General features: G+C 66.6%; 24 protein-coding genes and 1 pseudogene. 12 read left to right on the top strand and 13 right to left on the bottom strand.

Annotated elements, in window-relative coordinates; genetic code table 11:
- Positions 1-81: 81 nt before the first annotated feature.
- Positions 82-684: a TetR/AcrR family transcriptional regulator gene (locus G6N28_RS19405; protein WP_163903085.1), complete on the bottom strand. Its 603-nt coding sequence runs from the start codon at positions 682-684 to the stop codon at positions 82-84.
- A 103-nt stretch (positions 685-787) separates the two neighbouring features.
- Between G6N28_RS19405 and G6N28_RS19400 the strand changes: the two genes are divergently transcribed.
- The 10 genes from G6N28_RS19400 to G6N28_RS19355 all read left to right on the top strand — a co-directional run bounded on the left by G6N28_RS19400 (position 788) and on the right by G6N28_RS19355 (position 11213).
- Complete coding sequence (locus tag G6N28_RS19400; protein ID WP_163903083.1) at positions 788-1954, top strand: spirocyclase AveC family protein; 1167 nt, start codon at positions 788-790, stop codon at positions 1952-1954.
- The gene (locus tag G6N28_RS19395) at positions 1938-2777 is read left to right on the top strand and encodes a CbbQ/NirQ/NorQ/GpvN family protein (protein ID WP_163903081.1); all 840 of its coding nucleotides are present in this window, start codon (positions 1938-1940) and stop codon (positions 2775-2777) included. Before G6N28_RS19400 ends, G6N28_RS19395 begins: the two co-directional genes overlap by 17 nt.
- Positions 2774-4477 carry a nitric oxide reductase activation protein NorD gene (locus G6N28_RS19390; RefSeq protein WP_163903078.1) on the top strand — a complete coding sequence of 568 codons (1704 nt, stop codon included), beginning with the start codon at positions 2774-2776 and terminating at the stop codon, positions 4475-4477. The genes G6N28_RS19395 and G6N28_RS19390 overlap by 4 nt, the downstream gene beginning before the upstream one ends.
- 63 nt (positions 4478-4540) lie before the next feature.
- Entirely contained in the window at positions 4541-5473 is a 933-nt protein-coding gene (locus G6N28_RS19385) for an NAD-dependent epimerase/dehydratase family protein (protein WP_163906440.1), read from the top strand.
- The gene (locus G6N28_RS19380; RefSeq protein WP_407664980.1) at positions 5470-6216 is read left to right on the top strand and encodes a hypothetical protein; all 747 of its coding nucleotides are present in this window, start codon (positions 5470-5472) and stop codon (positions 6214-6216) included. Before G6N28_RS19385 ends, G6N28_RS19380 begins: the two co-directional genes overlap by 4 nt.
- A 9-nt stretch (positions 6217-6225) precedes the next feature.
- Entirely contained in the window at positions 6226-7188 is a 963-nt protein-coding gene (locus tag G6N28_RS19375; RefSeq protein ID WP_163903076.1) for a TIGR03564 family F420-dependent LLM class oxidoreductase, read from the top strand.
- A gap of 142 nt (positions 7189-7330) precedes the next feature.
- A complete protein-coding gene (locus tag G6N28_RS19370) occupies positions 7331-7894 on the top strand; it encodes a TetR/AcrR family transcriptional regulator (protein ID WP_163906436.1) in 564 nt (187 codons plus the stop codon).
- A 27-nt stretch (positions 7895-7921) separates the two neighbouring features.
- Positions 7922-9223, top strand: a complete 1302-nt coding sequence (locus G6N28_RS19365) for an acyl-CoA dehydrogenase family protein (protein ID WP_163903073.1) — start codon at positions 7922-7924, stop codon at positions 9221-9223.
- A 38-nt stretch (positions 9224-9261) separates the two neighbouring features.
- On the top strand, positions 9262-10254 hold the full coding sequence (locus tag G6N28_RS19360; RefSeq protein WP_276001748.1) for a phosphotransferase family protein: 993 nt from the start codon (positions 9262-9264) through the stop codon (positions 10252-10254).
- Entirely contained in the window at positions 10254-11213 is a 960-nt protein-coding gene (locus G6N28_RS19355) for an NADPH:quinone oxidoreductase family protein (RefSeq protein WP_163906434.1), read from the top strand. The genes G6N28_RS19360 and G6N28_RS19355 overlap by 1 nt, the downstream gene beginning before the upstream one ends.
- A gap of 114 nt (positions 11214-11327) precedes the next feature.
- Here the strand turns inward: G6N28_RS19355 and G6N28_RS19350 are convergent, their stop codons facing one another.
- The 3 genes from G6N28_RS19350 to G6N28_RS19340 all read right to left on the bottom strand — a co-directional run bounded on the left by G6N28_RS19350 (position 11328) and on the right by G6N28_RS19340 (position 13844).
- Positions 11328-11828, bottom strand: a complete 501-nt coding sequence (locus G6N28_RS19350) for a hypothetical protein (RefSeq protein ID WP_163903069.1) — start codon at positions 11826-11828, stop codon at positions 11328-11330.
- Positions 11825-12442 carry a TetR/AcrR family transcriptional regulator gene (locus tag G6N28_RS19345; protein WP_163903067.1) on the bottom strand — a complete coding sequence of 206 codons (618 nt, stop codon included), beginning with the start codon at positions 12440-12442 and terminating at the stop codon, positions 11825-11827. Before G6N28_RS19345 ends, G6N28_RS19350 begins: the two co-directional genes overlap by 4 nt.
- A 106-nt stretch (positions 12443-12548) precedes the next feature.
- Positions 12549-13844: a cytochrome P450 gene (locus G6N28_RS19340; protein ID WP_163903064.1), complete on the bottom strand. Its 1296-nt coding sequence runs from the start codon at positions 13842-13844 to the stop codon at positions 12549-12551.
- 119 nt (positions 13845-13963) lie between these two features.
- On the opposite strand from G6N28_RS19340, the gene G6N28_RS19335 reads away from it, so the two are divergent.
- Both G6N28_RS19335 and G6N28_RS19330 read left to right on the top strand, forming a co-directional pair.
- The gene (locus G6N28_RS19335) at positions 13964-14575 is read left to right on the top strand and encodes a TetR/AcrR family transcriptional regulator (RefSeq protein ID WP_163903062.1); all 612 of its coding nucleotides are present in this window, start codon (positions 13964-13966) and stop codon (positions 14573-14575) included.
- A 136-nt stretch (positions 14576-14711) separates the two neighbouring features.
- Positions 14712-15551 (top strand): mycofactocin-coupled SDR family oxidoreductase, encoded by an 840-nt coding sequence (locus G6N28_RS19330; protein WP_163903060.1) that lies wholly within the window; start codon positions 14712-14714, stop codon positions 15549-15551.
- A 9-nt stretch (positions 15552-15560) separates the two neighbouring features.
- On the opposite strand, the gene G6N28_RS19325 is transcribed toward G6N28_RS19330, so the two are convergent.
- From G6N28_RS19325 to G6N28_RS19285, 9 genes and pseudogenes are all read right to left on the bottom strand, one after another.
- Positions 15561-16439, bottom strand: a complete 879-nt coding sequence (locus tag G6N28_RS19325; RefSeq protein ID WP_163903058.1) for an NAD(P)-dependent oxidoreductase — start codon at positions 16437-16439, stop codon at positions 15561-15563.
- A gap of 1 nt (position 16440) precedes the next feature.
- Positions 16441-16830: a carboxymuconolactone decarboxylase family protein gene (locus tag G6N28_RS19320; protein ID WP_163903056.1), complete on the bottom strand. Its 390-nt coding sequence runs from the start codon at positions 16828-16830 to the stop codon at positions 16441-16443.
- Between the two features lie 27 nt (positions 16831-16857).
- The gene (locus G6N28_RS19315) at positions 16858-18006 is read right to left on the bottom strand and encodes an acyl-CoA dehydrogenase family protein (protein ID WP_163903054.1); all 1149 of its coding nucleotides are present in this window, start codon (positions 18004-18006) and stop codon (positions 16858-16860) included.
- Between the two features lie 38 nt (positions 18007-18044).
- Positions 18045-19190, bottom strand: a complete 1146-nt coding sequence (locus G6N28_RS19310) for a thiolase family protein (protein WP_163903052.1) — start codon at positions 19188-19190, stop codon at positions 18045-18047.
- Positions 19191-19194: 4 nt separating this feature from the next.
- Positions 19195-19995, bottom strand: a complete 801-nt coding sequence (locus G6N28_RS19305) for an enoyl-CoA hydratase/isomerase family protein (RefSeq protein ID WP_163903051.1) — start codon at positions 19993-19995, stop codon at positions 19195-19197.
- Positions 19995-21209: a CaiB/BaiF CoA transferase family protein gene (locus G6N28_RS19300; protein ID WP_163903049.1), complete on the bottom strand. Its 1215-nt coding sequence runs from the start codon at positions 21207-21209 to the stop codon at positions 19995-19997. Before G6N28_RS19300 ends, G6N28_RS19305 begins: the two co-directional genes overlap by 1 nt.
- Positions 21209-21298, bottom strand: a pseudogene (locus G6N28_RS26865) (SDR family oxidoreductase); the annotation flags it as partial. The pseudogene G6N28_RS26865 and the gene G6N28_RS19300, both read right to left, overlap by 1 nt.
- Positions 21299-21363: 65 nt before the next feature.
- The gene (locus G6N28_RS19290) at positions 21364-22530 is read right to left on the bottom strand and encodes an acyl-CoA dehydrogenase family protein (RefSeq protein WP_163903045.1); all 1167 of its coding nucleotides are present in this window, start codon (positions 22528-22530) and stop codon (positions 21364-21366) included.
- Between the two features lie 106 nt (positions 22531-22636).
- Positions 22637-23932, bottom strand: coding sequence for an amidohydrolase family protein (locus G6N28_RS19285; protein WP_163906432.1), 1296 nt, complete (start codon positions 23930-23932; stop codon positions 22637-22639).
- Positions 23933-23986 lie beyond the last annotated feature (54 nt).

The raw sequence follows: 23986 nt of genomic DNA, 5'->3' as shown, positions 1-23986 counted from the left end.
GCGGGCATGTTGTTCGCCCAAAGGGACAGATGGGCGGGAAGTGCGAGTAAAAACCACCAAAACGTCGATCTCGACGGCACGTCAGGGCAGTTTGATCGCCGAGACGTACATATCGACGATTGGCCGGTACAGGTCGACGTCGTCGAGCTCGCTGCCGAGCACGATCGCGTCGCTGGTCGCGATCAGCACCTGGGCGAACGTCAACGGCGGAATCAACAACGTCCCGCCGAGCGAGTTGACCCCGTCGATGATGAACTTCGCCAGCGCCTCGACCACTTCGGACCGTTTGGCGGCCACCCGTTCCCGCGCCTCGGGGTTGCGCAGTAGGTACAGCGTGAACTCGTGCCCGAGCGCGGCATGCTCGGCGCCACGGTCGCGACTGAGTTCACGCCACCGCGTGGCGATCTCGTCGCGCTCGCGCGCCCCGACCTGGTTCGCCGCCGACATCACCTCGGCGAAGTTGTCGAAATAGCGCCGCCAGTACCGGTCGCTGACCGCCAGGAACAACTCCTCTTTGGTGTCGAAGTGCTTGTAGATGGCGCCCTTGGTGTAGCCGGCCGCGTACGCGATGTCATCGAGAGTCGCTGCCGTGAAACCCTTTTCACCAAAAACGTTCTCGGCGGCATCCAACAGCAGGGAACGGGTGTGCTCGAGGCGCCGTTCCCGTGTCCACCGCTCGACCATGTCGAAAGTCTGCCACAAGTTTCTGAGAAACCATTGAGTTCGCCGGATACTCGTCGGTATATTCACTCGGATCGTGCCGTCGAGGCGCGATCGAGGAGGCGTGGTGAGCGAACTGTCGAACAAGAAGGCCCCGGCCACCGAATCGCTGAGCGCGGTCGGCCGACTCGAGGAGCCGACGGCGCGGCCGTCGAGACGGGTCAAGATCTGGGCGACCGCAGGCGGGCTGATCCTGGTCTTCCAGATCTACGTCTGGATCCGCTGGATCACCGGGCCGTACTTCACGCCGGTCGACCCCGGTCCGACGGACCCGCCGACGTTCATGAAGGTCGCCCTGATGATGTGGCAGATCGGCTCGCCGGCGCTGTTCCCGGTGGCCATCTGGTGGTTCATCATCCGGCCGTGGCGACGCGAACGCCGAATCACGTTGGACGGCATGATCATGGTGTCCACCGGGCTGTTCTTCTTCCAGGATCCGCTGCTCAACTACATCAACACCTGGTGCACCTACAACGCGTGGGCGTTCAACATGGGTTCGTGGGCTCCGCACGTTCCGGGCTGGCTCTCCCCCGAGCGACCGGGCGCTCAGGTCGCAGAACCGTTGGGCATCAACGTCTCCGGCTACGCATTCGGCGTGCTGCTGTGCACGATCCTCGGCTGCTGGGTCATGCGCAAGGCCAAGAACCGCTGGCCGAACCTGGGCACCAAGGGGCTGATCGCCGTCGCGGCGGTGTGGGCGTTCTTCTTCGACTTCGTCATGGAAGGCCTGGTCCTGATGCCGCTGGGGATGTACACCTTCCCCGGCGCCATCCAGTCGCTGTCGATCAATGCCGGCACCTACTACCAGTGGCCGATCTATGAGGGCTTGATGTGGGGCGGTGTGCAGGCCGCGCTGTGCTGCCTGCGGTTCTTCACCGACGACCGCGGCCGCACCGTCGTCGAAAAAGGGCTCGACGACGTCCGAGGCGGTTTCGCCAAGCAGCAGTTCGTTCGGTTCCTGGCGATCTTCGCCGCGATCAGCGCGTCGTTCTTCGTCTTCTACATCATCCCGGCGCAGTTCATGGCCACCCACGCCGACCCGTGGCCCGAGGACGTGCAGAAGCGTTCCTACTTCACCTCGGGACTGTGCGGCGACGGCACCGACCGGCCGTGCCCTGACCCGTCGCTGCCCATCCCGACCAGGCACTCCGGCTACATCAACACCGACGGCGAACTCGTGTTACCGGAGGGTGTGCAGATGCCCGAAGTCGTGCCGCATGAACGGAGCGAATGAGTTGTCGACCAACAACCACGTCGCAGCGGTCGAAAGCCGTTCGCAGGCACCGTTTTATCGGCCGGTTACAGACGAGGTCGAGGTGTTCCGCGCGGCCGCCCGGCGCGGCCTGCCGGTGCTGTTGAAGGGACCGACGGGCTGCGGCAAGACCCGCTTCGTCGAGGCGATGGCGCACGACCTCGGCCGCGACCTGATCACCGTCGCCGGTCACGAGGACATGACCTCGGCGGACCTGGTGGGCCGGTTTCTGCTCAAGGGCGGTGAAACGGTCTGGGTGGACGGGCCGTTGACGCGGGCGGTGCGCACCGGCGCGATCTGCTACCTCGACGAGATCGTCGAAGCGCGCCAGGACACCACCGTGGTCATCCACCCGCTCGCCGACCACCGCCGCGAGCTACCGGTCGATCGGCTCGCCACCACCCTGCCGGCCGCGCCCGGCTTTCAACTGGTGATCTCCTACAACCCCGGCTACCAGAGCGTGCTGAAGAACATCAAGGAGTCGACGCGGCAGCGGTTCGTCGCGATCGAACTGGACTTCCCGCCGCCGGAGGCCGAGGCCGAGATCGTCGCGCACGAAGCCGGTGTCGATGCCGACACCGCCCGCGCACTGGTGGCCGTGGGCAACGCGATCCGCAACATCGACGGCTCACCGCTGCGCGAGGCGTCGTCGACGCGGATGCTCATCCTGGCCGGCGGCCTGGCCGCCGAGGGCCTCGGTCTGCGCAGGGCCGTGCAGGCGGCGGTCGTCGAAGCACTGTCCGACGACCGTGACGTCGTCCGCGCGCTCGGCGAACTGGTCGACGCGGTGCTTCCGGGCACGTGACCGGTTCCGATCCACAAGGCCCCGAACGTTTTCGGCTTCTTGCCTGCTTCGTCGCCGGTCGCTCGGTCGACGTCGCCCAGGCATCCGACGGATCGGCCTACACCAACGGGGGGGTGATCTTCACTTCCGCGGGCGCCTCCACCGGCCGGCAACGTCGCGAGGTGGTGTTGCAGAGCGCGCTGCTGGCAGCGGGCAGCCTGGATCCGGACCTGATCAGGGGATTGCGGGCGCGGCCGGGACTGGCCCGACGATACCTCGCCCTGGAAGGACGCCGGGTTCTTGCCGAACTCGCACATCGCCTCCCCCTTGCCGCCACGCTGCACTCCGGCGAATCGCCCACTACGGCGTCGCCCGCCGAGTCTCTCGAAACAGCAAGGGGGCGAGGCAAAATAACCGACGCCCCGGACTGGTTCGGCGTGATCAAACCGGCCCAGCTGCTGCGCGCGGAGGCAGTGACCGGCGGTCAGGCTGCCCATGACGACGGGCGCCTGCAGTTCAGCGCCGACGTCGCCGCAGACGACGAACCGGACGAGGACGATGACGGCCCGAACGAGGAAAGCAAGATCCTCAAGCTCTTCGACAACCCACTCTTCAACTCCCAGGCGGTCGGCGACTTCCTGCGCAAACTGCTCGGCACGGCCAAGTCGTCCGGAGACGGCAGCGGCGGCGCTGAACTGCCCGTCGGCGCCGTCCGCCGGGCCCGCGCATCCGGTCCGCTGGCCCGTCCACTGCCCACGCCGATCCGCTTCGTCGACGACGCCCGTCCCGGCGGCACGGTCGGCGTCGGCGGGGCGCTGTACCCGGAGTGGGACACCTACAAGAACCGGTACCGGCCCGACTGGTGCCGCGTCATCGATTACCCGTTGACGACGCACGCCGAGATCTCGGCCGCCGGTGTCGAACGCGACGACGTGCTGCGCCGACGGCTGTCCCGGATCGGCCTGGGGCCAAAGGTGTTGCGGCGCCGCGCCGAAGGTGAGGAGCTCGACACCGAGGCACTCGTCGAACTGGCCGTCGATCTGCGCTGCGGCCATTCGCCGCCCGAACACATCTACCGCGAGCACCGCAAGATCGCCAGAAACCTGGGGGTGTTGATCCTTCTCGACGCCTCCGGATCCGCCACCGACGTCGACCCGGCCGGCCTGGCGGTGCACGACCATCAGCGGCGAGCGGCGGCGACCCTCGCCGTCACCTTGGAAGACCTCGGTGACCGCGTCGCGGTGTACGCCTTCCGGTCCCAGGGACGGCAAGCCGTTCACCTGCCCGCGATCAAGACCTTCGACCAGCGCTTCAACGCACTCAGCCGAGCCAGGCTCAACCGGCTGCAACCCGCCAACTACACCCGTCTCGGGGCGGCGATCCGCGGTGCCGGCGAGATCCTCAGGGCCGAGGCGGGCACCCCCAACCGGCTACTGCTCGTGCTGTCCGACGGGCATCCCTACGACGACGGCTATGAGGGCCGCTACGCGGAGGCCGACGCCAACCGGGCGCTTGCCGAGTTGCGCGCGGACGGCGTTGCATGCCTTTGCCTTTCGGTCGGTTCCGCCACCACAACCGATGCACTGGAACGCGTCTTCGGTTCCGCCAGCCACGCCGGCGCGGCCACCCTGGCCGAGCTGAGCCCGCGGATGGACGAGCTGTTCCTGTCGTCCCTCGCCGAGCTCGCCGCGCCGCTTTCCCACCGGTCCAGCGCCCGGTGACGACATCCGCCCAGCCATATCAAGTACTTAACATCTGGTTCGTCGTGCGCTATGACTAGTGGGATGCTCGACGCGGAGAAGATCCTGATCACCGGCGCGACCGGCAAGATCGCCTTTCCCATCGCCCGTGCGCTGGCGCAGCGCAACGAGGTGTGGGGCGCGGCCCGACTGCGTGACCCTGCCGACCGCAGTCGACTGGCCGACGCGGGCGTCACCCCGGTCACACTGGACATGAGCTCGGGCGACTTCTCCTCGCTGCCCGACGATTTCACCTACGTGTTCCACGCCGCCGTAGACCCCGGTACCACCGACTGGGCCACCTGCGTGAAAACCAACGCCACCCACTCCGGCGATCTGCTGTATCGACAGCGCCGGGCGAAGGGATTCGTGTTCTGCTCGACGGGCTCGATCTACGCCTACCAGGGCCGGCGCCCGCTGACCGAATCGGATCCCCCCGGCGTTCCGGCCCGGGCGAACTACAGCTTCTCCAAGGTCGCCGCCGAAGCCGTGTGCACGTGGATCGCCACCCGATACCAGATCCCGCTGACGATCATCAGGATCTGCTCGACGTACGGACCCGAAGGCGGAGCACCCGCCGACCGTCTCGAAAGGATTCTGGCGGGCAAGCCGATTCAGCTTCATCCGGACCGACCGAACAACTTCAACCCGATCTACGAGGACGACTACGTCGAACTCGGCATCCGGGCGATGGAGGTCGCCGACACGCCGCCGGTGGTGGTGAACTGGGCGGGCAGTGAGACGGTCAGCGCCGAAGAGTACTGCACCTACATGGGCACGCTGGTCGGTGTCGAGCCGGTCTTCGCCTACACCCCCGATGCCCACACGCCGCTGTGGCCCGACGTCACCCGCATGCATCAGGTCCTGGGGCGAACGAAAGTCCCGTGGCGCGACGGGTTCCGCCGGATGCTCCGGGCCCGCCACCCCGAAATCCCGCTTGCCCCAGACGATTCAGTGACGTCGGAAGGACGCCTGTGAACCCGCTGCCCGGCACCCCATCAGACCAGGTCGACGGCGTGCTCGCCACCGGACGCGGTGACGTCACCACGTTGTTCGTCTCGATGGCAAGACGTCATCCCGACGGGGCGGACGCCGAATACCTGCGCTGGCACACCCTGGACCACCGGCCCGAACAACACCGGCTTTCGGCAGTGCGGGCTTCGCTGCGGTTGGTGTCGACACCGGCGTGCCGGGCCGCGCGCACCTCGACACCCGACCAATTCGACACCATCGACCATGTGATGACCTACTTCTTCACCGACCGAAGCGGGCTGACGGGGTTCAACGAACTGTCCACGGCGCTGGGGGACGCCGATCGCAAGCTGCCGCTGCTGCCCCCGGTGCAGCGCGGCGTCTACACCGTGCACACCAAGGTGGCGGCGCCGCGGGTGAAGGTCGGCGCCGACGTGCTGCCGTGGTGGCCGGTCCGCGGGGTGTATGTGCTGTTGGAGACCGATGCGCCGGCACCGACACACCTGGTCGACGTCGACGGCGTGGCCGGCGTCTGGTCGGCGGGGTCCCACTCGGTGCACGCGAACCTGGCCAGTGCCCCTGCGGGCCAGACGATTTCCTACTGCTTCCTCGATGAGGACCCGGTGCGCGTCGCCGACCGACTGCGACCCGCGTTGGAGAGGCGGTGGCGCCAGGGCAATGTCGAACCGCTGCTCGCCGCACCGTTCTACCCAGTCGTTCCATACGAGTGGGACCGTTATCTGCCCTAGGGAGCGCCAATGAGAATCGGCCTGATGATCGGCTCGGACAAGGAGCGGTCTCGCGCCGACCGTCTGAGCGGCCTGCTCGACGACGGGAAAGCCGCGGAGAGCGACGGATTCGCGTCGTTCTGGATTCCGCAGGTGCCCGGCTACCTCGACGCGATGACGGCCGTCGCGCTGCTCGGCAGGGTCACCGACCGGATCGAGATCGGCACCGCCGTCGTCCCTGTCCAGACCCGTCACCCGTTGATCATGGCCCAGCAGGCGCTGACGACCCAGGTCGCGTGCACGGGCCGGTTCACCCTCGGCATCGGCCCGTCACACCATTGGATCGTCGCCGACCAGCTCGGGCTGAGCTATGACCGGCCGGCCCGGCTGGTGCGGGACTACCTCGACGTGTTGGAGGCGGCCTTCGCCGGGCCAGGGCAGGTCGTCGTCGCCAACGACAGCTATCGGGTGAACAGTCCCGTGGACGTCACCGACACGGTCGACATGCCGGTGCTGTTGGCGGCGCTCGGACCCACGATGTTGCGCACCGCCGGACAGCGCACCGGCGGCACGATCCTGTGGATGGCCGACGAGCGGGCGATCGGCGATTACGTCGTCCCACGCATCAGCGAAGCGGCGGAATCGGCCGGGCGCAGCGGAATTCGCGTCGTCGCCGGAGTGCCCGTCGCGCTGTGCGCCGAGCATGACGTCGACGACGCGCGGGCATACGCCAGCGAGGTACTCGGCCATGCCGATTTCTCCCCCAACTACGTCAGGCTGCTCGAGCACGGCGACGCCGAGGACGTCGGCGACACCATGGCGGCCGGCGACGAGGCCACGATTCTGGCGCGGCTGCGCCGTTACCGCGACGCCGGCGTGACCGACCTCGCCGCCAGGGTGGTGCCGCTCGGCGCCGACGCGACCCAGCGCCAGGCCTCCCGCCGGCGCACCCAGGAATTTGTCGCGTCGCTGGTATCGGAATTGGGTAGTTAGACGAGCGTCAACTATTTCCATAGCCGGGACCAGTGGTTACACTGCGTGGGTGTCCAAGCGTGTGTCGACTGCCGTTGCTGACGGTGGTCAGCGACGCGCGTCGTTTCAGCGGGCGCGTTCACACGAAACCAAGCGGTCGTTGGTGCAGGCGGCGATGGCGCTGTGGCGCACCAACGGCTACGCGAAGACCACCGTGGCCGACATCTGCCGGGCCGCCGGCGTATCCAGGGCGTTGTTCTACTTCTACTTCCCGGCCAAGGAGGACATCCTTTTCGAGGTCGGCCTGCTGTCCACCCGCGCCGCCCAGCAGGCGGTGCGGTCGTCGCTGCGTGGCGACTACGACGTGGAGTCGGTGATCGGTGCGGCGCTGCGCAGCCTGGAACGGTCGATGGCCCGCAACCCGCGTGAGCTCATCATCGAGACGATCCTGGAAGGCTACCGCCAACACCACCGCATCCTGGCCGGAGAACGTTCGGACGGCCGCGACGCCGACATGTTCGGCGAGTTGTTCGCCAAGGCGCAGCAAGACGGCAAACTCGCCTCGGGTGTCGACGTCGTCCACCTGTCCCATCTCGCCGGAATACATGTGAGCGAAGGGGTGCGGCACTGGGCCGCAGGAACTTTCGGCGACAAGTCATTCGCCGAGGTCGTCACCGCCGACATCGTCGCGCTGATCACCGGATTCAACACCCGAGCGGGCCGATAAGGGCCTGGACATCGAAGGGAGACCGCCATGGCATGGGATTTCGAGACCGATCCCGAATACCAGAAGGTGCTGGATTGGGCCGACGAGTTCGTCCGCGAGGAGGTCGAGCCGCTGGACCTGGTCTTCCCGGACCAGCAGTACGTGCCGCTGGATGCCAACCGCCGCAAGGTGATCGAACCACTCAAGGACGAGGTGCGTCGGCGTGGGCTGTGGGCGACGCACCTGGGCCCCGAGCTCGGCGGCCAGGGATACGGCCAATTGAAGCTCGCCCTTCTCAACGAGATCCTGGGCCGCTCACAGTGGGCGCCGATCATCTTTGGCTGCCAGGCACCAGACACCGGCAACGCCGAGATCCTCGCGCACTACGGCACCGAGGACCAGAAGCAGCGGTATCTGCGTCCGCTGCTCGACGGTGAGCTGTTCTCCTGTTACTCGATGACCGAGCCGCACGCCGGCGCCGATCCCACCCTGTTCAAGACCAGCGCGGTCCGCGACGGCGACGACTGGGTCATCAACGGCCAGAAGTTCTTCTCCTCCAACGCCAAGACGGCGTCGTTCCTGATCGTGATGGCGGTGACCAACCCGGATGTCAGCCCCTACCAGGGCATGTCGATGTTCCTGGTGCCGACCGACACCCCCGGGGTCAACATCGTGCGTAACGTCGGGCTCTACGGGGAACCCGAGGGCGAGGGCTCGCACGCCCTCATCCACTACGACAACGTGCGGGTGGCCGCCGACGCGCTGCTCGGCGGTGAGGGCCAGGCGTTCGTGATCGCACAGACCCGCCTCGGCGGCGGGCGTATCCATCACGCGATGCGCACCATCGGGCTGGCACGCAAGGCCCTGGACATGATGTGCGAGCGTGCGCTGAGCCGAGAGACCCAGGGCAGCCGCTTGTCGGAGAAGCAGTTCGTGCAGGGTTACATCGCCGATTCGTATGCCCAACTGCTGCAGTTCCGGCTGATGGTGCTCTACACCGCATGGGCGATCGACAAATACGACGACTACAAGAAGGTGCGCAAGGACATCGCCGCGGTCAAGGTGGTCATGCCCTCGGTGCTGCACGACATCGCCTGGCGGGCAATGCAGGTACACGGTGCACTCGGTGTCACCAACGAGATGCCGTTCATGGGTATGGTCACCGGCGCCGCGGTCATGGGCCTGGCCGACGGGCCCACCGAGGTACACAAGGCAACGGTCGCCAAGCAGGTGCTGCGCGACTATCAGCCGACCGATGACATGTGGCCGACGGAGTGGACGCCCCGCAAACGCGAAGCCGCGCGGGCGAAGTTCGCCGAGTACCTCGAGAACGAGGTGGGAAACCTGTGAGTGAGGACGCGATCGACGTTGCGCGCCTGACCGATTGGATGGATGCGGCCGAACTGCCCGGCAAGGGCGAGCCGCTGCAGACCCGGTTCCTGTCGGGCGGCACCCAGAACGTCATCTACGAACTGCGCCGCGGCGAACACAGCTGCGTGCTGCGGATGCCACCGCCCGGCGCCCCGCCCGACCGCGACAAGGGCATCCTGCGCGAGTGGCGCATCATCGAGGCGCTCGACGGCACCGAGGTGCCGCACACCGAGGCGGTCGCCGTGTGTGAGAACGCGGGGGTGCTCGGCCGGCCGTTCTACCTGATGGGTTACGTCGACGGCTGGTCGCCGATGGACCTTCAGGGCCGCAAGTGGCCCGAACCGTTCGACTCGGACCTCTCCGCGCGCGGGGAATTGGCCTATCAGCTCGCCGGAGGTATCGCGCTGCTGTCCAAGGTCGATTGGAAGGCCAAGGGGCTGCATGACTTAGGGCGTCCCGACGGCTTCCACGAACGCCAGGTCGACCGGTGGACAGCCTTTTTCGAGCGCATCAAGGGGCGCGAGATCGAGGGCCTCGACGTCGCCACCGACTGGCTGCGAGCGCGTCGACCGCTGGACTACATCCCGGGGCTGATGCACGGCGACTACCAGTTCGCCAACGTGATGTACCGGCACGGGGCTCCGGCGCGGCTCGCGGCGATCGTGGACTGGGAGATGGGCACGGTCGGGGACCCGAAGTTGGACCTGGGCTGGATGGTGCAGAGCTGGCCGGAGAACACCGACGCGCCAACGGAATCCGAGATGGGCTACGTCGATATGCGCGGTATGCCGTCGCGCACACAGGTGGTCGAGCACTATGCGAAGCTGTCCGGGCGCCAGGTCGACGACCTCGACTACTATCTGGTGCTGGCCAAGTGGAAGCTGGCGATCGTGCTCGAGCAAGGCTTCCAGCGCGCCGGTGACAACGAGAAGTTGCTCGCCTACGGACCGGTCATCGTCGAGTTGATGCGTTCGGCCGCCGAGCTCGCCGAATCCAGCGACTACAGATGATCCGCGTCGCCGTGTGCCCCGACTACGGGGCGCCCGAAGTGGTCCGTATCGAACAGCGCCCGTCACCTCCGGTGCACGCGGGCCAGGTCAAGGTCCGCGTCCACGCCGCGTCGGTCAACTACCCCGACGTGCTGTTGATCGCCAACCAGTATCAGGTCAGCGTGCCCCCGCCGTTCGTGCCCGGCAGCGAGTTCGCCGGCGTCGTCGTGGAATCCGGCGCAGAGGGGTTCCGCGTCGGCGACCGGGTCACCGGCACCGGCATGTTCGGCGCGTTCGCCGAGGAGGTCGTCGTGCCCGCGGCGAGCCTGTCCCCCACGCCAGAGGCCGTCGACGACCGCGCCGCCGCCGCGTTCGGCGTGGCATACCGCACCGCCTACCACGCGCTGCGATCGATGGCGCGGGTGCGGTCCGGTGACGAGGTCGTCGTCCTCGGTGCAGGCGGTGGCGTCGGGCTGGCCGCCGTGCAACTCGGCGTGCTGCTGGGCGCATCGGTCACCGCGGTCGCCTCCTCGGGCGAAAAGCTAGCCGCCGCACAGTCTTACGGTGCGGTGCACCTCGTCAACCATCGATCGGGCGACCTCCGCGGCGCGCTGCGCGGCGCCGTACCCGACGGCGCCCACGCCGTCGTGGACCCCGTCGGCGGCGAGCTCGCCGAACCGGCGTTGCGCTCGCTGCGCCGGGGTGGACGGTTCGTCACGGTCGGCTACGCCTCGGGCGTCATCCCCCGGATTCCATTGAACCTGGTGTTGGTCAAGGGAGTACACGTGCTCGGCTTCCACTTCCAGGACGTGCCGCCCGACGAGTTCGACCGAAACGAAGCCGAACTGCGCGAACACCTCGCCAGCGGGCGCGTCCGTCCGCACATCGGCGCGGTCTACCCGTTGGAGGAGACGGCGCAGGCGCTGCGCCATGTCGCAGACGGCCGCGCCGTAGGCAAGGTGCTCATCGACCTCACGTAGGACGTGGGCTGACGACCTTCACGTCGATTGTGCGGTTTCATCCGCGACACGCCGGAAACCGCGTATGAGGATGCACAATCGCGGGTGGGCGTGGGTTCGGACGCCGATCCGGGGTCAGCTGGCCGGGATCAGATCCGCGGCAACCGAAGCCATCACGCCGCTGCGGAAGGTCTCGGTGTGTCCGACGGCGGCGCCCGTCTGGTCGGCGGCCGACAGCGCCTTGGCCTTGAAGGCGCGCGCGGCCGCGCTCAACCGGTGCTCAACGGAATCGACGCTGCTGTCCAGTTCGGCGGGCAGCCGCTCGCCCCAGACCGTCACCTCGGCGGCGTGCTGGTCGAGTGCGTTGCGGACATGGGTCAGCACCCGCGGGTCGCGGTCGAAGAGATCGGCGGCGACGGCGACGGTCTGCGGGTGGGGCCGGTCTTCCCATGCGTTGAGCACGGAGTCCAAATCGAGTGTCTCGGCGCCGAGAATGTGCAGCGGTCGGACGTCGCCGGGGTTGGCGATCAGCACGGTGACATCCCACCCGGCCATCGCCCGGTCGTATACCCAGCCGCCCGCGTACCTCACCGCGTCGAGGACGGTGGGGGCAACGACGTCGAGCCGGTACCTCATTTCGGGTCCCTGGGTGCGAGCTCGCGGGCCAGTGACTCCGCGTACTCCTTGAACACCTCGCTCAGCGGTATTGATCGATCGAGCAACCATGAGGTCTCCATTCCGGTGATGAAGGCGAGAATTTCCACGGCCTTGTTGGCCGCTTCGACGTCTTCGCGGTAGATGCCGTCGCGCTGACCGCGCTTGATGATCTTGGTGATGATGTCGATGGCGTCGCGGTAACGCGTCTGCAGCCGGTCATGCAGCGGCGCATCGGGCGCGATGTTCTCCACGAGCAACACGGTGTAGGTGCCGATGAGGTCGGGCGCGCGCTCGAACCGTTCCGGCACCCGGCTGAGCTCGCTGACGAGGTCCCCGGACCGGTAGTCGGCATGGATGGCATCGTCGGCGTCACGCGCGTCCAGCACGGCGTTGAGCAGCTGTTCCTTCGACTCGAAGTGGTGCAGGAGACCGGCCGGGGTGACCCCCGCCTCCTTCGCGATCTGGGCCAACGACGTGTTGCGCCATCCGTTGCGCGCCAGCAGTCGCTCGGCCACGGCAAGAATCCGCTGCCGACGGTCCTCGCCCTTGGCGAGCAGCGTCTCGTATGGCCGCGAGCCTGACTCCGGTGTCACCTAAACCCTTCGGTCCAACCAACCTAGTGAACACACAGTAGGTAGGTTTGTCGGTTGTGACAAGGGTCTCAGCGAAATCAGCTCTGGGCCGCCGTCACACCGCAGGTCAACCCGCGTTGTCGGGCGCCGACGCCGTGAACTCGAGGTGCAGTTCGGTCAGGCCGCGCAGCAGAAACGTCGGTTCGTAGGCGTATCGCCGATCGCCCGCGGGACCGTGCATGGTGTCGTCGATCCTGATGTCGGCCATCCGGTCGAGGAGGCGCCGAACGGTGATCTGCCCCTCGACGCGGGCCAGCGGCGCCCCGGCACAGGAGTGGATGCCGCGGCCGAACGAGAGGTGCTCGCGCACGTTTTTTCGGTCCAGCCGAAACTCGTGCGGGTTCTCGAACTTGCGCGGATCGCGGTTGGCCGCGCCCAGGCACAGCATCACGATCGTGCCCGCAGGTAGGCGCATGTCGCCCAGCGTGGTGGTCTTGCGGACCAGGCGGAAGTCGACCTTCGTCGGAGCGTGCATCCGCAGCGCCTCTTCGATGAAGGTCGGTATGCGTTTGGGATCTTCGCGCAGCTGCTGCTGGAACTCCGGGCGGTCGGCCAGGGTCTGCACGGCGGCGCTCAACAGTTTGGTGACCGTCTCCTGGCCCGCCGCGAACAGAAAGGTCGCCGGTTTGACCACCTCGATCAACTCCGGTGTCGAACCGTCGGGGTAGGTGGCGGTCGCCATCGAGGACAGTACGTCGTTGCGGGGTTCGCGGCGTCGGTCGGCGAGGTAGCCGGCGAACTTGTCATCCAGGTACTGCAAGGGATCCCGTCCCACCGGCGCGCCGTCGAGTGCCCCTACCTGAGTGCCGTAGCGCTGCTCGACCCCGAGCGCGGCAAGGAAATCGGGCCGATCCTCTTCGGGAACGCCGAGCAGGTCGATGATCGCCGAGGTGGCGAAAGGCTTCGCGTACTCGGCGAGGAACTCGCATCGCCCGTTGCCGATGAACTGGTCGATCTGGCTGTCGACCAGCTGCCACATGAAGTCCTCGTTCTCCTTCAGCCGCTTCGGGGTCAGCAGCTTGGTCAGCAGTGACCGGGCCCGCGTGTGCGCGGGTGGATCCATCACGACCAGGTGCTCGTGGATCGGGAACAGGTGGCGATGCGCCTCGATCTGGTCGGTGATGTCGTCGCCGCGCGGCTCGAACGGCAGCGGCGGGAACGGTCCGCCGATCGCGTTGACCGCGGAAAAGGAGTCGTGATCCTTGAACGCCGCAAGCACTTCCTGGTAGCCGACGACGGCGACCACTCCGTGGTGGGGTTCACGGACCACCGGGCCCTGCGCGCGCAGGTAATCCCAGTAGTCGTAGGGATCCTGGCTGACCGACTGGTCGGAGAAGTAGTCGACGGATGCGAAATCTGTCACGGACCGGTCCTTTCCGCGCCCACCGCCAAATATTGGTCGATCGATAAAACTGCTACGATGCGCTATGCGTACCACGGGCCGCGACGGACGGTCAAGCGAAGACTCGGGGGTTTAGCGCAATGCCGAGCAAGGCCAAAGCCGCCGACACCGGCGCGCGGCAACGGTTGATCGAGGCGACCGCGCAGATCATGCGCGAGGAGGGCTACGCCGCGGCGACCTCTCGTCGCGTCGCGGCGGCGGCCGGCGTAAAGCAGGCCCTGGTTTACTACTACTTCCCGACGATGGACGACCTGTACGTCGAGGTACTGCGCGCCGGTGCGGAGGCCTCGCTGCAACGCATGCGCGCCGCCCTCACCGATTCGGACCCGTTGCGCACGCTTTGGTCGATGAACAGCGACCTGCGGCTGACGGGACTCAACACCGAGTTCATGGCGTTGGCCAACCACCGCAAGGTAATTCGCAAGGAGCTCAAAGCGTATGCGGAGCGGGTGCGCGACATCGAGACGGCGGCCGTCACCGTCGCGCTGCGCGCCCGGGGGGTCGACCTCGACGAGTATCCGCCCGTCGCGGTTTCGATGCTCATCGCGCAGACCGCGCGCAGCCTGTGCAACGAGAGCGCCGTCGGCGTCCACCTGGGCCACGACGAGCTGCGCGCGTTCATGGAACGGCAGCTGGATCTTCTCGCGGCCGCATTACCCACCACGAAACCAGCGGCGACGGGTCAGGGCTAGGCGCCAGCCGACCCGGCTGCGGCAATTCGCCGATGTCCGGGTCACCGCGGTGGAAGACGACGGTTGACACCCGGCGCCAGTCGGTGACAAGCTCCTGATCGATCGACCAATAAAGGGTCGGAACCGAGGAGTGATCATGGGCGGGCGCGTCGAGGGCAAGGTTGCGTTCATCACCGGGGCGGCACGGGGGCAGGGCCGAAGCCATGCGGCCCGCCTGGCCGAGGAAGGCGCCGACATCATCGCCGTCGACGTGTGCAAGCAGATCAGCAGCAACAGCGACATCCCGTGGGCGACACCCGACGACCTCGCCGAGACCGCCGACCTCGTCAAGAATCTGAATCGCCGCATCATCACCGCCGAGGTCGACGTCCGCGACTACGACGCGCTGAAGGCAGTGGTGGACAGCGGCGTGGAACAGTTGGGCCGGCTGGACATCGTCGTCGCCAACGCCGGCATCGGAAACGGTGGCAACACGCTCGACAGGACCAGCGAAAACGACTGGCGCGACATGATCGACGTCAACCTGTCCGGCGTCTGGAAGAGCGTCAAAACCGCTGTACCGCACATCCTTTCCGGTGGACGTGGGGGCTCGATCATCCTGACGAGCTCGGTCGGCGGCCTCAAGCCGTATCCGCACACCGGTCACTACATCGCCGCCAAGCACGGCGTCATCGGGCTGATGCGCACCTTCGCCGTCGAGCTCGGGCAGCACTCGATAAGGGTCAACGCGGTCTGCCCCACCAACGTGAACACACCGCTGTTCATGAACGAGGGAACGATGAAGCTGTTCCGCCCGGACCTGGAGAACCCCGGCGTCGAAGATCTCGCCGTCGCAGCGCAGTTCATGCACGTGCTGCCCGTCGGCTGGGTCGAACCACGCGATGTGAGCAACGCGGTGCTGTTCCTGGCCTCCGACGAATCGCGTTACATCACCGGCCTTCCCGTCACGGTCGACGCCGGCAGCATGCTCAAGTAATCGCGGCGGTCATCGGCCGTCGACGACAACGCCTGCCGCGCGCTCGATGGGCTTGATGACCGCGGTGAAGTCCGAGTCCGCGCCCTCGGCACGCAGCGTGGCCTCCCATTGCTCGGCGACGGCCGCCGCGATCGGGCCGACGATGCCGAGCCGCTCGGCCTCTTCGAGGTAGAGCCGGACGTCCTTGACCATCAGACCGGTGGCGAAGCCGTAGTCGAAAGTGCGGGGAAGCACCGACCGGGGAAACTTGTCCCGGCTGGCGTGGGTCCCGCCGGAGCCGGCGTTGAGCACGTCGATCATCACCCGGGGATCAAGGCCGGCCTTGACGCCCATGACGACGACTTCTGAGGTCGCGGCCAACGCGGCTGCCGCCATGAGGTTGTTCACCAGCTTCATCGTCTGAGCCGCACCCGGCTTGTCACCGACATAGATCGCACGGCCCAGGGTTTCGAAAACCGGTGTCAACGCCTCGAACTCGGCGCGTGACCCGGACACCATGAGCGTCAGGGTCCCGTTGGTCGCTCCGGCCACCCCGCCGCTGACCGGGCTGTCCAGAGCTGCGATGCCCTTCGCCTGCAACACCTGATGGATGGTGCGGGAGACCTCGCTGCCGACGGTCGACAGGTCGACGAACCGCGACACCCGGGCGCCCTCCGCGACCCCGTGCGCCACCTCCACGGAGGCCTGCGGAGACGGCAGGCTCACCAGCACCGTGTCGGCGACGTCGGCGACCTCACGAGGTGAGGATGCCGGCCGCGCACCGAACTCGGCGGCGGCGTGTACCGCTTCGCCGCGGGTGTCGGACACGACGAGATCGTGGCCGGCCTCGATGAGGCGGCGGGCCATCGGTAACCCCATGTGGCCCAAGCCGATAAACCCCAGCTGCACGCTATTTCCCTTGCTCGTCGTCCAATTCGGCGAACATCTCACGGGCCTGCCGGAAGCTGTCGACGGCCGCGGGGACGCCGCCGTAGACGGCGACTTGCAGGAATATTTCGCGGATCTCCTCGCGCGTCACACCGTTGTTCAACGCACCACGGATGTGTGTGCGCAGCTCGTGCGGTCGATTGAGCACCGAGATCATCGCCAGATTGAGCATGCTTCGCGTCTTGCGGGGCAACTCATCCCGTCCCCATACCGCCCCCCAGCAGTATTCGGTGACCAAGTCCTGCAGGGGCTTGTTGAAGTCGTCGGCGTCGCGGGTGGCGTCGGTGACGTAGTCCGTGCCCAGCACCTCGGCGCGGATTCTGGCCCCCTTGTCGAAGGTGTGCTGATCCATTCCGCTCCGTTCGCCGTCAGAGATGGGTCAAAGCCCCAGCGATTTGGCGATGATCACCTTCATCACCTCGCTGGTGCCCGCATAGATGCGGGCCACCCGCGCATCGGTGTAGAGCCGCGCGATCGGGTACTCCATCATGTAGCCGTAGCCGCCGAACAGCTGCAGGCACCGATCGACCACACGGGCCTGCATCTCCGTGCAGAACAGCTTCACCCGTGCGGCGTCGGCTCCCGAGAGCTCACCTTCGACATGCAGGCTCACCGCGCGGTCCAGCATCGCCTGGGCGGCTTCGACCTCCGTCGAACACGCCGCCAACTCGAACTTCGTGTTCTGGAAGGACGCCACCGGGGTGCCGAATGCCTTGCGGTTCTTGGTGTAGTCGATGGCCGCGGCGATCGCCGACCGCGCCTGACACACCGATCCGACGGCGACCGTCAACCTTTCCTGGGGCAGATTATGGCCGAGATAGCCGAACGCCTCGCCCTCCTCCCCCAGCATGTTGGCGGCCGGCACCCGCACGTCGACGAACGACAGCTCCGCGGTGTCTTGGACCTTGCAGCCCATCTTTTCCAGTTCCCGGCCGCGGGTGAACCCCTCCATGCCGTCCTCGACGACGAACAATGTCAGGCCTTTGCGCCGGTTGTCGGGGTCCGTCGAGGTGCGCGCCACCACGATCACCAGATCGGCTTGCATGCCCCCGGTGATAAACGTCTTGGCGCCGTTGAGGATCCACTCGTCGCCGTCACGCACCGCGGTGGTGCGCATGCCCGCAAGGTCCGACCCGGTGCCGGGCTCCGTCATCGCGATGGCGGTCAACAACGTGCCTGCCGCAAGACCGGGAAACCACCGCTCGCGTTGCTCGTCGTTCGCGTAGTGCAAGAAGTACGGCAGGATCACCTCCAATTGGGTGCGCACCGTCGACAGGGTGACCAGCGCGCGAGCCGCCTCCTCCTGCAGCACCACGTTGTAGCGGTAATCCGGGGCGCCTCCGCCCCCGTACTCCTCAGGGATGGCCATCCCGAGCATGCCCAGCGCGCCCATCTGCTTGAAGACGTCGCGGGGCATCCGGCCGCCCTTCTCCCACTCCGGGTAGTGCGGGACGACCTCTTTTTCGACGAAATCGCGTGCGAGTTCGCGGAATGCCTCATGGTCGTCGGTGAACAGGTCTCTGCGCACGCGGTGTCCTTCCTACGCGATGAGTTCTCGCCCCACCGCTACGCGATGAGCTCTACCAGGGTGGCGTTGGCGGTACCGCCGCCTTCGCACATGGTCTGCAAGCCGAACCGAATCCCGTTGTGGCGCATGTGATAGAGCATGCGGGTCATCAGCACCGCACCCGAGGCACCCAACGGATGGCCCAGGGCGATCGCCCCGCCCAACGGGTTGAGCTTGTCTTCGTCGGCACCGGTTTCCGCAAGCCAGGCCAGCGGCACGGGGGCGAAGGCCTCGTTGACCTCGAACACGCCGACTTCATCGAGCGCGACGCCTGCCTTGCGCAGGACCATCTCCGTGGCCGGGATCGGGCCCGTCAGCATCAGCACCGGATCGGCGCCGGTGACCGCCCCGGCGCGGTAACGCGCCAACGGCCTCAACCCCAGCGCGATGGCGTTCTCGGCCGTCATCACCAGCAGCGCCGCGGCCCCATCGGAGATCTGGGACGAGTTGCCCGCATGGATGACGCCGTCCTCCTGGAACGCCGGTTTGAGCCCGGCGAGCTTCTCGACGGTGCTGCCGCGCCGCACGCCCTCGTCGGCCACCACCGGCTCACCCCCGGTGAACACCGGCATGATCTGCGCCTCGAACGCACCGCTGTCCTGCGCGGCGGCGGCCAGTTCGTGTGAGCGCACCGAGTACTCGTCGAGCCGGATCCGCGAGAACCCCCACTTCTGCGCGATCATTTCGGCCGAGATGCCCTGGTTGAACGAGAAATCCTTATAGCGGTCAAGGACTTTCGGCCCGTATGGCATGCCGGTAGCCCGCGCGGCGCCCAGCGGCACCCGGCTCATCACCTCGACGCCGCCGGCGATCACCACATCCTGCTGACCCGACATCACCGCATGGACGGCGAAGTCCAGTGCCTGCTGACTGGACCCGCAGGCCCGGTTGACCGTGGTGCCCGGAATACGCTCCGGCCACCCCGCGGCCAGCACCGAGTACCGACCGATGTTGCTGGACTGGTCACCCACCTGGGAGACGCAGCCCCACACCACGTCGTCGACGATCTCAGGTTCGATACCCGCCCGCTCGACCAGCGCGTTGAGCACGATCGCCGACAGGTCTGCCGCGTGGATCTCCGACAACCCGCCGTTGCGCTTGCCGACGGGGGTGCGAACCGCCTCGACGATTACGGTTTCACGCATCTTGTCACTCCGATCTTGGCACCGCCCACCGACCCGTGAACTTCGCCGCTCGCTTCGCGGCGAACGCCGCGTACGCCTCCATTGAGTCTTCGGTGGCGAAGTTACCCGGTTGCGCACGCGCCTCGTTGGCCAACGCCTCCCGCAGCGTCACGTTCGCGCCGTCGTTGAGCAGCGCCTTGCTTTGCGCCAGGGCGACCGGCGGTCCCGCCGCCAACCGGCCCGCCAGTTCCGCGACGAACGCGTCGATCTCATCGGCGGCCTTGACCCAGGTCACCAGGCCAAGGTCGCGCGCCTCCTCGGCGGCGATGGTGTCGGCGAGCAGCACCAACCGCTTGGCCTGCTGCAAACCGACCAGCCTGGGCAACAGCCAGGAACCGCCGAGGTCAACGGAAAGACCGCGGTCGGCGAAGATCTGGCAGAACCGCGATTCGGGCGTGGCGACCACGAAATCGCAGCCCAGGGCCAAATTCCAGCCGGCGCCGACGGCCACGCCGGTCACCTTCGCGACGGTGGGCACCGTCAGCTCGTGCAGGGCGAGAGCGACCTCGGTGAGGCGGCGCAGCTTGTGCCTCGGGTGGATGTCCTCCGGCGTCGAGATGTCGGCGCCCGAGCAGAACGCCCCGCCGGCTCCGGTGATCACCAGTGCCCGGAGTTCGGTGTCTCGCGCCGCCGCGCGCAGCGCGTCGGCCAACTCCTCCCACAATCTCGGATTGATCGCGTTCTTGCGGGCCGGGCGGTTCAACGTCAGCGTGCGGACGCCGTCGGTGTCGGTCGACAGCAGCACGGGCTCGATGTCGCTGGACATCACTGGTCCGCCGGGCCGATCACACCGCGCTTCCGCAGCACGGCGATCTGCTCGTCGTCGATTCCGAGTTCGGCGAGCACGGAGTCGGTGTGTTGGCCCAACCCCGGAACCGCACCCATCGGCTGCTCGTATCCGGCGATGACGGCCGGCGGCAGCAGCGCCTGGATCGGACCCGCAGGGGTGTCGACCTCGCGCCACCGGTTGCGCGCGGTCAAGTGCGGGTGGGCAACCACCTCGCTCGGCAGGTTGTACCGCGAGTTGCCGATGCCCGCGGCGTCGGCGATCTCCTGCACTTCAACGAGCTTGCGCTGTCCGCACCAGTCGGCGATGGCCTCGTCGAGGAGGGCCCGGTTGGCGACCCGGTCGGCGTTGGTGCGGAACCGGTCGTCGTCGGCCAAGTCATTGCGTTGCAGGATCTCCCGGGCGAAACGCTGCCATTCGCGGTCGTTGGTGGTGCCGAGGACCACCATCTGGTTGTCGGCCGTGCGATACGCGCCGTACGGTGCAACGGCGGGCGAGCCCATACCCAGCGGCACCTGGTCCACACCGGAGTGCTGGGTGTAGGTGAGCTGATAGCCCATCACGTCCATCATGGTGTCGAACAGGCTGAGCGCGACGCTGCCTCCGCCGGATCGCCTGCCGGTGTCACGCGAATACAACATCGCCATGATCGACAGCGCCGCGTGCAGTCCCGCCGAGACATCGGCGACCGGCGGCCCGGGTTTGGCGGGTGCGTCGGCCTGGCCGGTCACCGCGCACGTGCCCGACTCCGCTTGGATCAGAAGGTCGTACGCACGCTTGTGTGACAAGGGTCCGCCGGGACCGTAGCCATCGATCTCGACGGCGATGACGCCGGGGTGGCGCGCTTCCAGCTCTGCGGGGGTGATGCCGAGCCGCCCGGTTGAGCCCGGCGCGAGGTTGGACACCAACACATCGGCGTTGTCCAGCAGGCGATGCAGAATATCCAGGCCCTCAGTGGTTTTGAGGTCGATGGCCACCGACTCTTTGTTGCGGTTGCACCAGACGAAGTGGGCTGCGAGGCCGTTCACCACGTCGTCGTAGTGGCGCGCGAAGTCCCCGCCTTTGGGGTTCTCCACCTTGATGACGCGGGCGCCGAAGTCGGCGAGCGTCCTGGTGCACATCGGGGCCGACACCGCCTGTTCGAGCGTCACCACTGTGATTCCGGACAGCGGTGCCTGCGGCTGTGACGCCATCACAGCACCATGCCGCCGTCGACCGGCAGCATCTGTCCAGTGATGTAGGACGCCGCGTCAGAGGCCATGAACACGACCGCGTCGGCCATCCCGATCCCACCCGCGGCGCCGGTAACCAGCGCTGACCGTCCGGTGAGGTCGAAATAGTCTGTCATCAATAGCTCCTCGGCATTCCAAGCACGTGTTCGCCCAGGAAGTTGAGGATCATCTCCTGACTGACCGGTGCGATCTTCATCAGGCGTGACTCGCGGAAGTACCGCGACACGTGGTACTCCTCGGAATACCCCATCCCGCCGTGCAGCTGCAGGGCTCGGTCGGCGGCGGCGAAGCCGGCGTCGGCGCACAGGTACTTGGCCGTATTGGCCTCGCGCCCACAAGGTTTGCCGTTGTCGTACAACCACGTCGCCTTGCGCAACACCAGCTCGGCCGCGTCGAGTCGGGCCAGCGAGTCGGCCAGCGGGAACTGCAGTCCCTGGTTCATGCCGATGGGCCGGTTGAACACCACCCGCTCGTTGCCGTACTTGACGGCCTTCTCCAGTGCCACCCGCCCGATGCCCAGCGCCTCGGCGGCGATCAGCATCCGTTCGGGATTCAGCCCGTCGAGAATGTACTTGAAGCCCTTGCCCTCCTCGCCGACCCGGTGCTCGACCGGAACGATGAGGTCGTCGATGAACACTTCGTTGGAGCTCACCGCGTTTCGGCCCATCTTGTTGATCGGCCGAATGTCCACGCGGTCGCGGTCGAGGTCGGTGAGGAACAGCGTCATGCCGTCGGTCTTCTTGGTGACCTCGTCGTAGGGGGTGGTGCGCGTCAGCAGCAGGATCTTCTCCGACTCCAACGCCTTGGAGATCCACACTTTTCGGCCGTTGACGCGGTAGTGGTCACCTTCGCGTTTGGCGAAGGTGGTGATGCGCGAGGTGTCCAGGCCCGCGCCCGGCTCGGTGACCCCGAAACAGACATGGAGGTCGCCGTTGACGATTCGGGGCAACGTCGCGGCCTTCAGTTCCTCCGAACCGTGCTTGACGACGGGCTGCATCCCGAAGATCGACAGGTGGATGGCGCTGGCGCCGTTCATCGCCGCCCCGGAGCGGGCGACTTCTTCGAGAAGCAGGGTGGCCTCGGTGATGCCCAGGCCGTGGCCGCCGTACTGCTCGGGGATGGTCATGCCGAGCCAGCCGCCTTTGGCGATGGCGTCGTAGAACTCCTGCGGGAACTCGTGAGCCTGGTCCTTCTGCATCCAGTAGTGATCGTCGAACTTGCCCGCCAATTCGGCGACGGCCTTGCGGATCAGTTCCTGATCCTCGGTCAGCTCGAAACTCATCCCGTTCGACACTGCTCACTCCTCCACTACGTCGTCGGCACAGCCGAGTGCGCCGGTGCGTTCGAGCCATCTTCCGCACCGGCGCACAGTCAGCCCGTGAATCCGTTCAGTCCGTGTTGCCGGTCACCTGCTTGGCGCTCGCGGCGAAATCCGCGAACGACGCACCGGTCTTGTCCTTCTTGGACAGGGCTTTGATGGAGACGTCGTGGCCTTCGGCGGCTTTGCGTAGGGCGCCGACGGTGGCTTGGTCTTTGGGGATGTGGGTGAAGGGGTCCCAGTGATACCAGCGCATGGCGTTTTGGTAGGTCATCTTGTTGATTTCGTCGTCGGGGACGTGGTTGGCGCTGAGCACCTCGTGCAGTTGTTCGGGGGCCCCGGGCCACATCGAGTCACTGTGCGGGTAGTCGGCTTCCCAGCAGATGTTGTCCACCCCGATCCTGTCGCGGGTGGCCACCCCGATCGGATCAGCGATAAAGCAGGTCAAGAAGTGCTCGCGGAACACTTCTGAGGGCAGCTTGCCGCCGAAGTCCTGACCGGTCCAGGTCGAATGCATCTCAAAGGTGCGATCCACCCGCTCCAAAAAGTACGGAATCCAGCCCGTGCCGCCCTCCGACAAGGCGATCTTGAGCGTCGGGTACTCCTTGATCGGGCGCGACCACAACAGATCGGCGGCGGCCTGCACGATGTTCATCGGCTGCAGCGTGATCATCACATCCATCGGCGCATCCGGGGCGGTGATCGCCAAGCGCCCCGAAGACCCGATGTGCACGTTGAGCACCGTCTCGGTGTCCACCAGCGCATCCCACATCGGCTTCCAATGGTCGAAGTCGTGGAAGCTGGGATAGCCCATCGCCGCGGGATTCTCGGTGAACGTCAACGAATGCACCCCACGCGCAGCATTGCGCCGGATCTCCTTGGCACACTGCACCGGATCCCAGATCACCGGCAACGTCATCGGAATGAACCGCGCCGGATAGGCCCCACACCACTCCTCGACATGCCAATCGTTGTAGGCCTTGACCAACGCCAGCGAAAACTCCTGATCCTCGGTGGCGAACAACCGCCCGGCAAACCCCGGAAACGACGGAAAACACATCGACCCCAAAATCCCGCCGGCATTCATGTCCTTGATGCGCTCATCAACCTGCCAACACCCCGGCCGGATCTCATCCAACCCCTGCGGCTCCAGGCCGTACTCCTCCTTGGGACGACCCGCCACCGCATTCAACGCCACATTCGGAATCACCACATCACGAAACTGCCAAGTATCCGACCCATCGGCGTTATGCACCAACCGCGGCGCCTCATCCAAATACTTCTTGGGCAGATGATTCTTGAACATATCCGGCGGCTCGACGATGTGATCATCAACACTGACCAAGATCATCTCGTCCTTGTTCATGCCTGTTCCCTTCTTCGGGGTCGTCACTGACACCCACCCTAGACCGGCCAGGTT

The sequence above is a fragment of the Mycolicibacterium pulveris genome (genome assembly GCF_010725725.1).
Taxonomy (GTDB): domain Bacteria; phylum Actinomycetota; class Actinomycetes; order Mycobacteriales; family Mycobacteriaceae; genus Mycobacterium; species Mycobacterium pulveris.
Note: the sequence above shows the minus strand (reverse complement) of the source record. Positions and strands in the feature narration are given on the sequence as shown.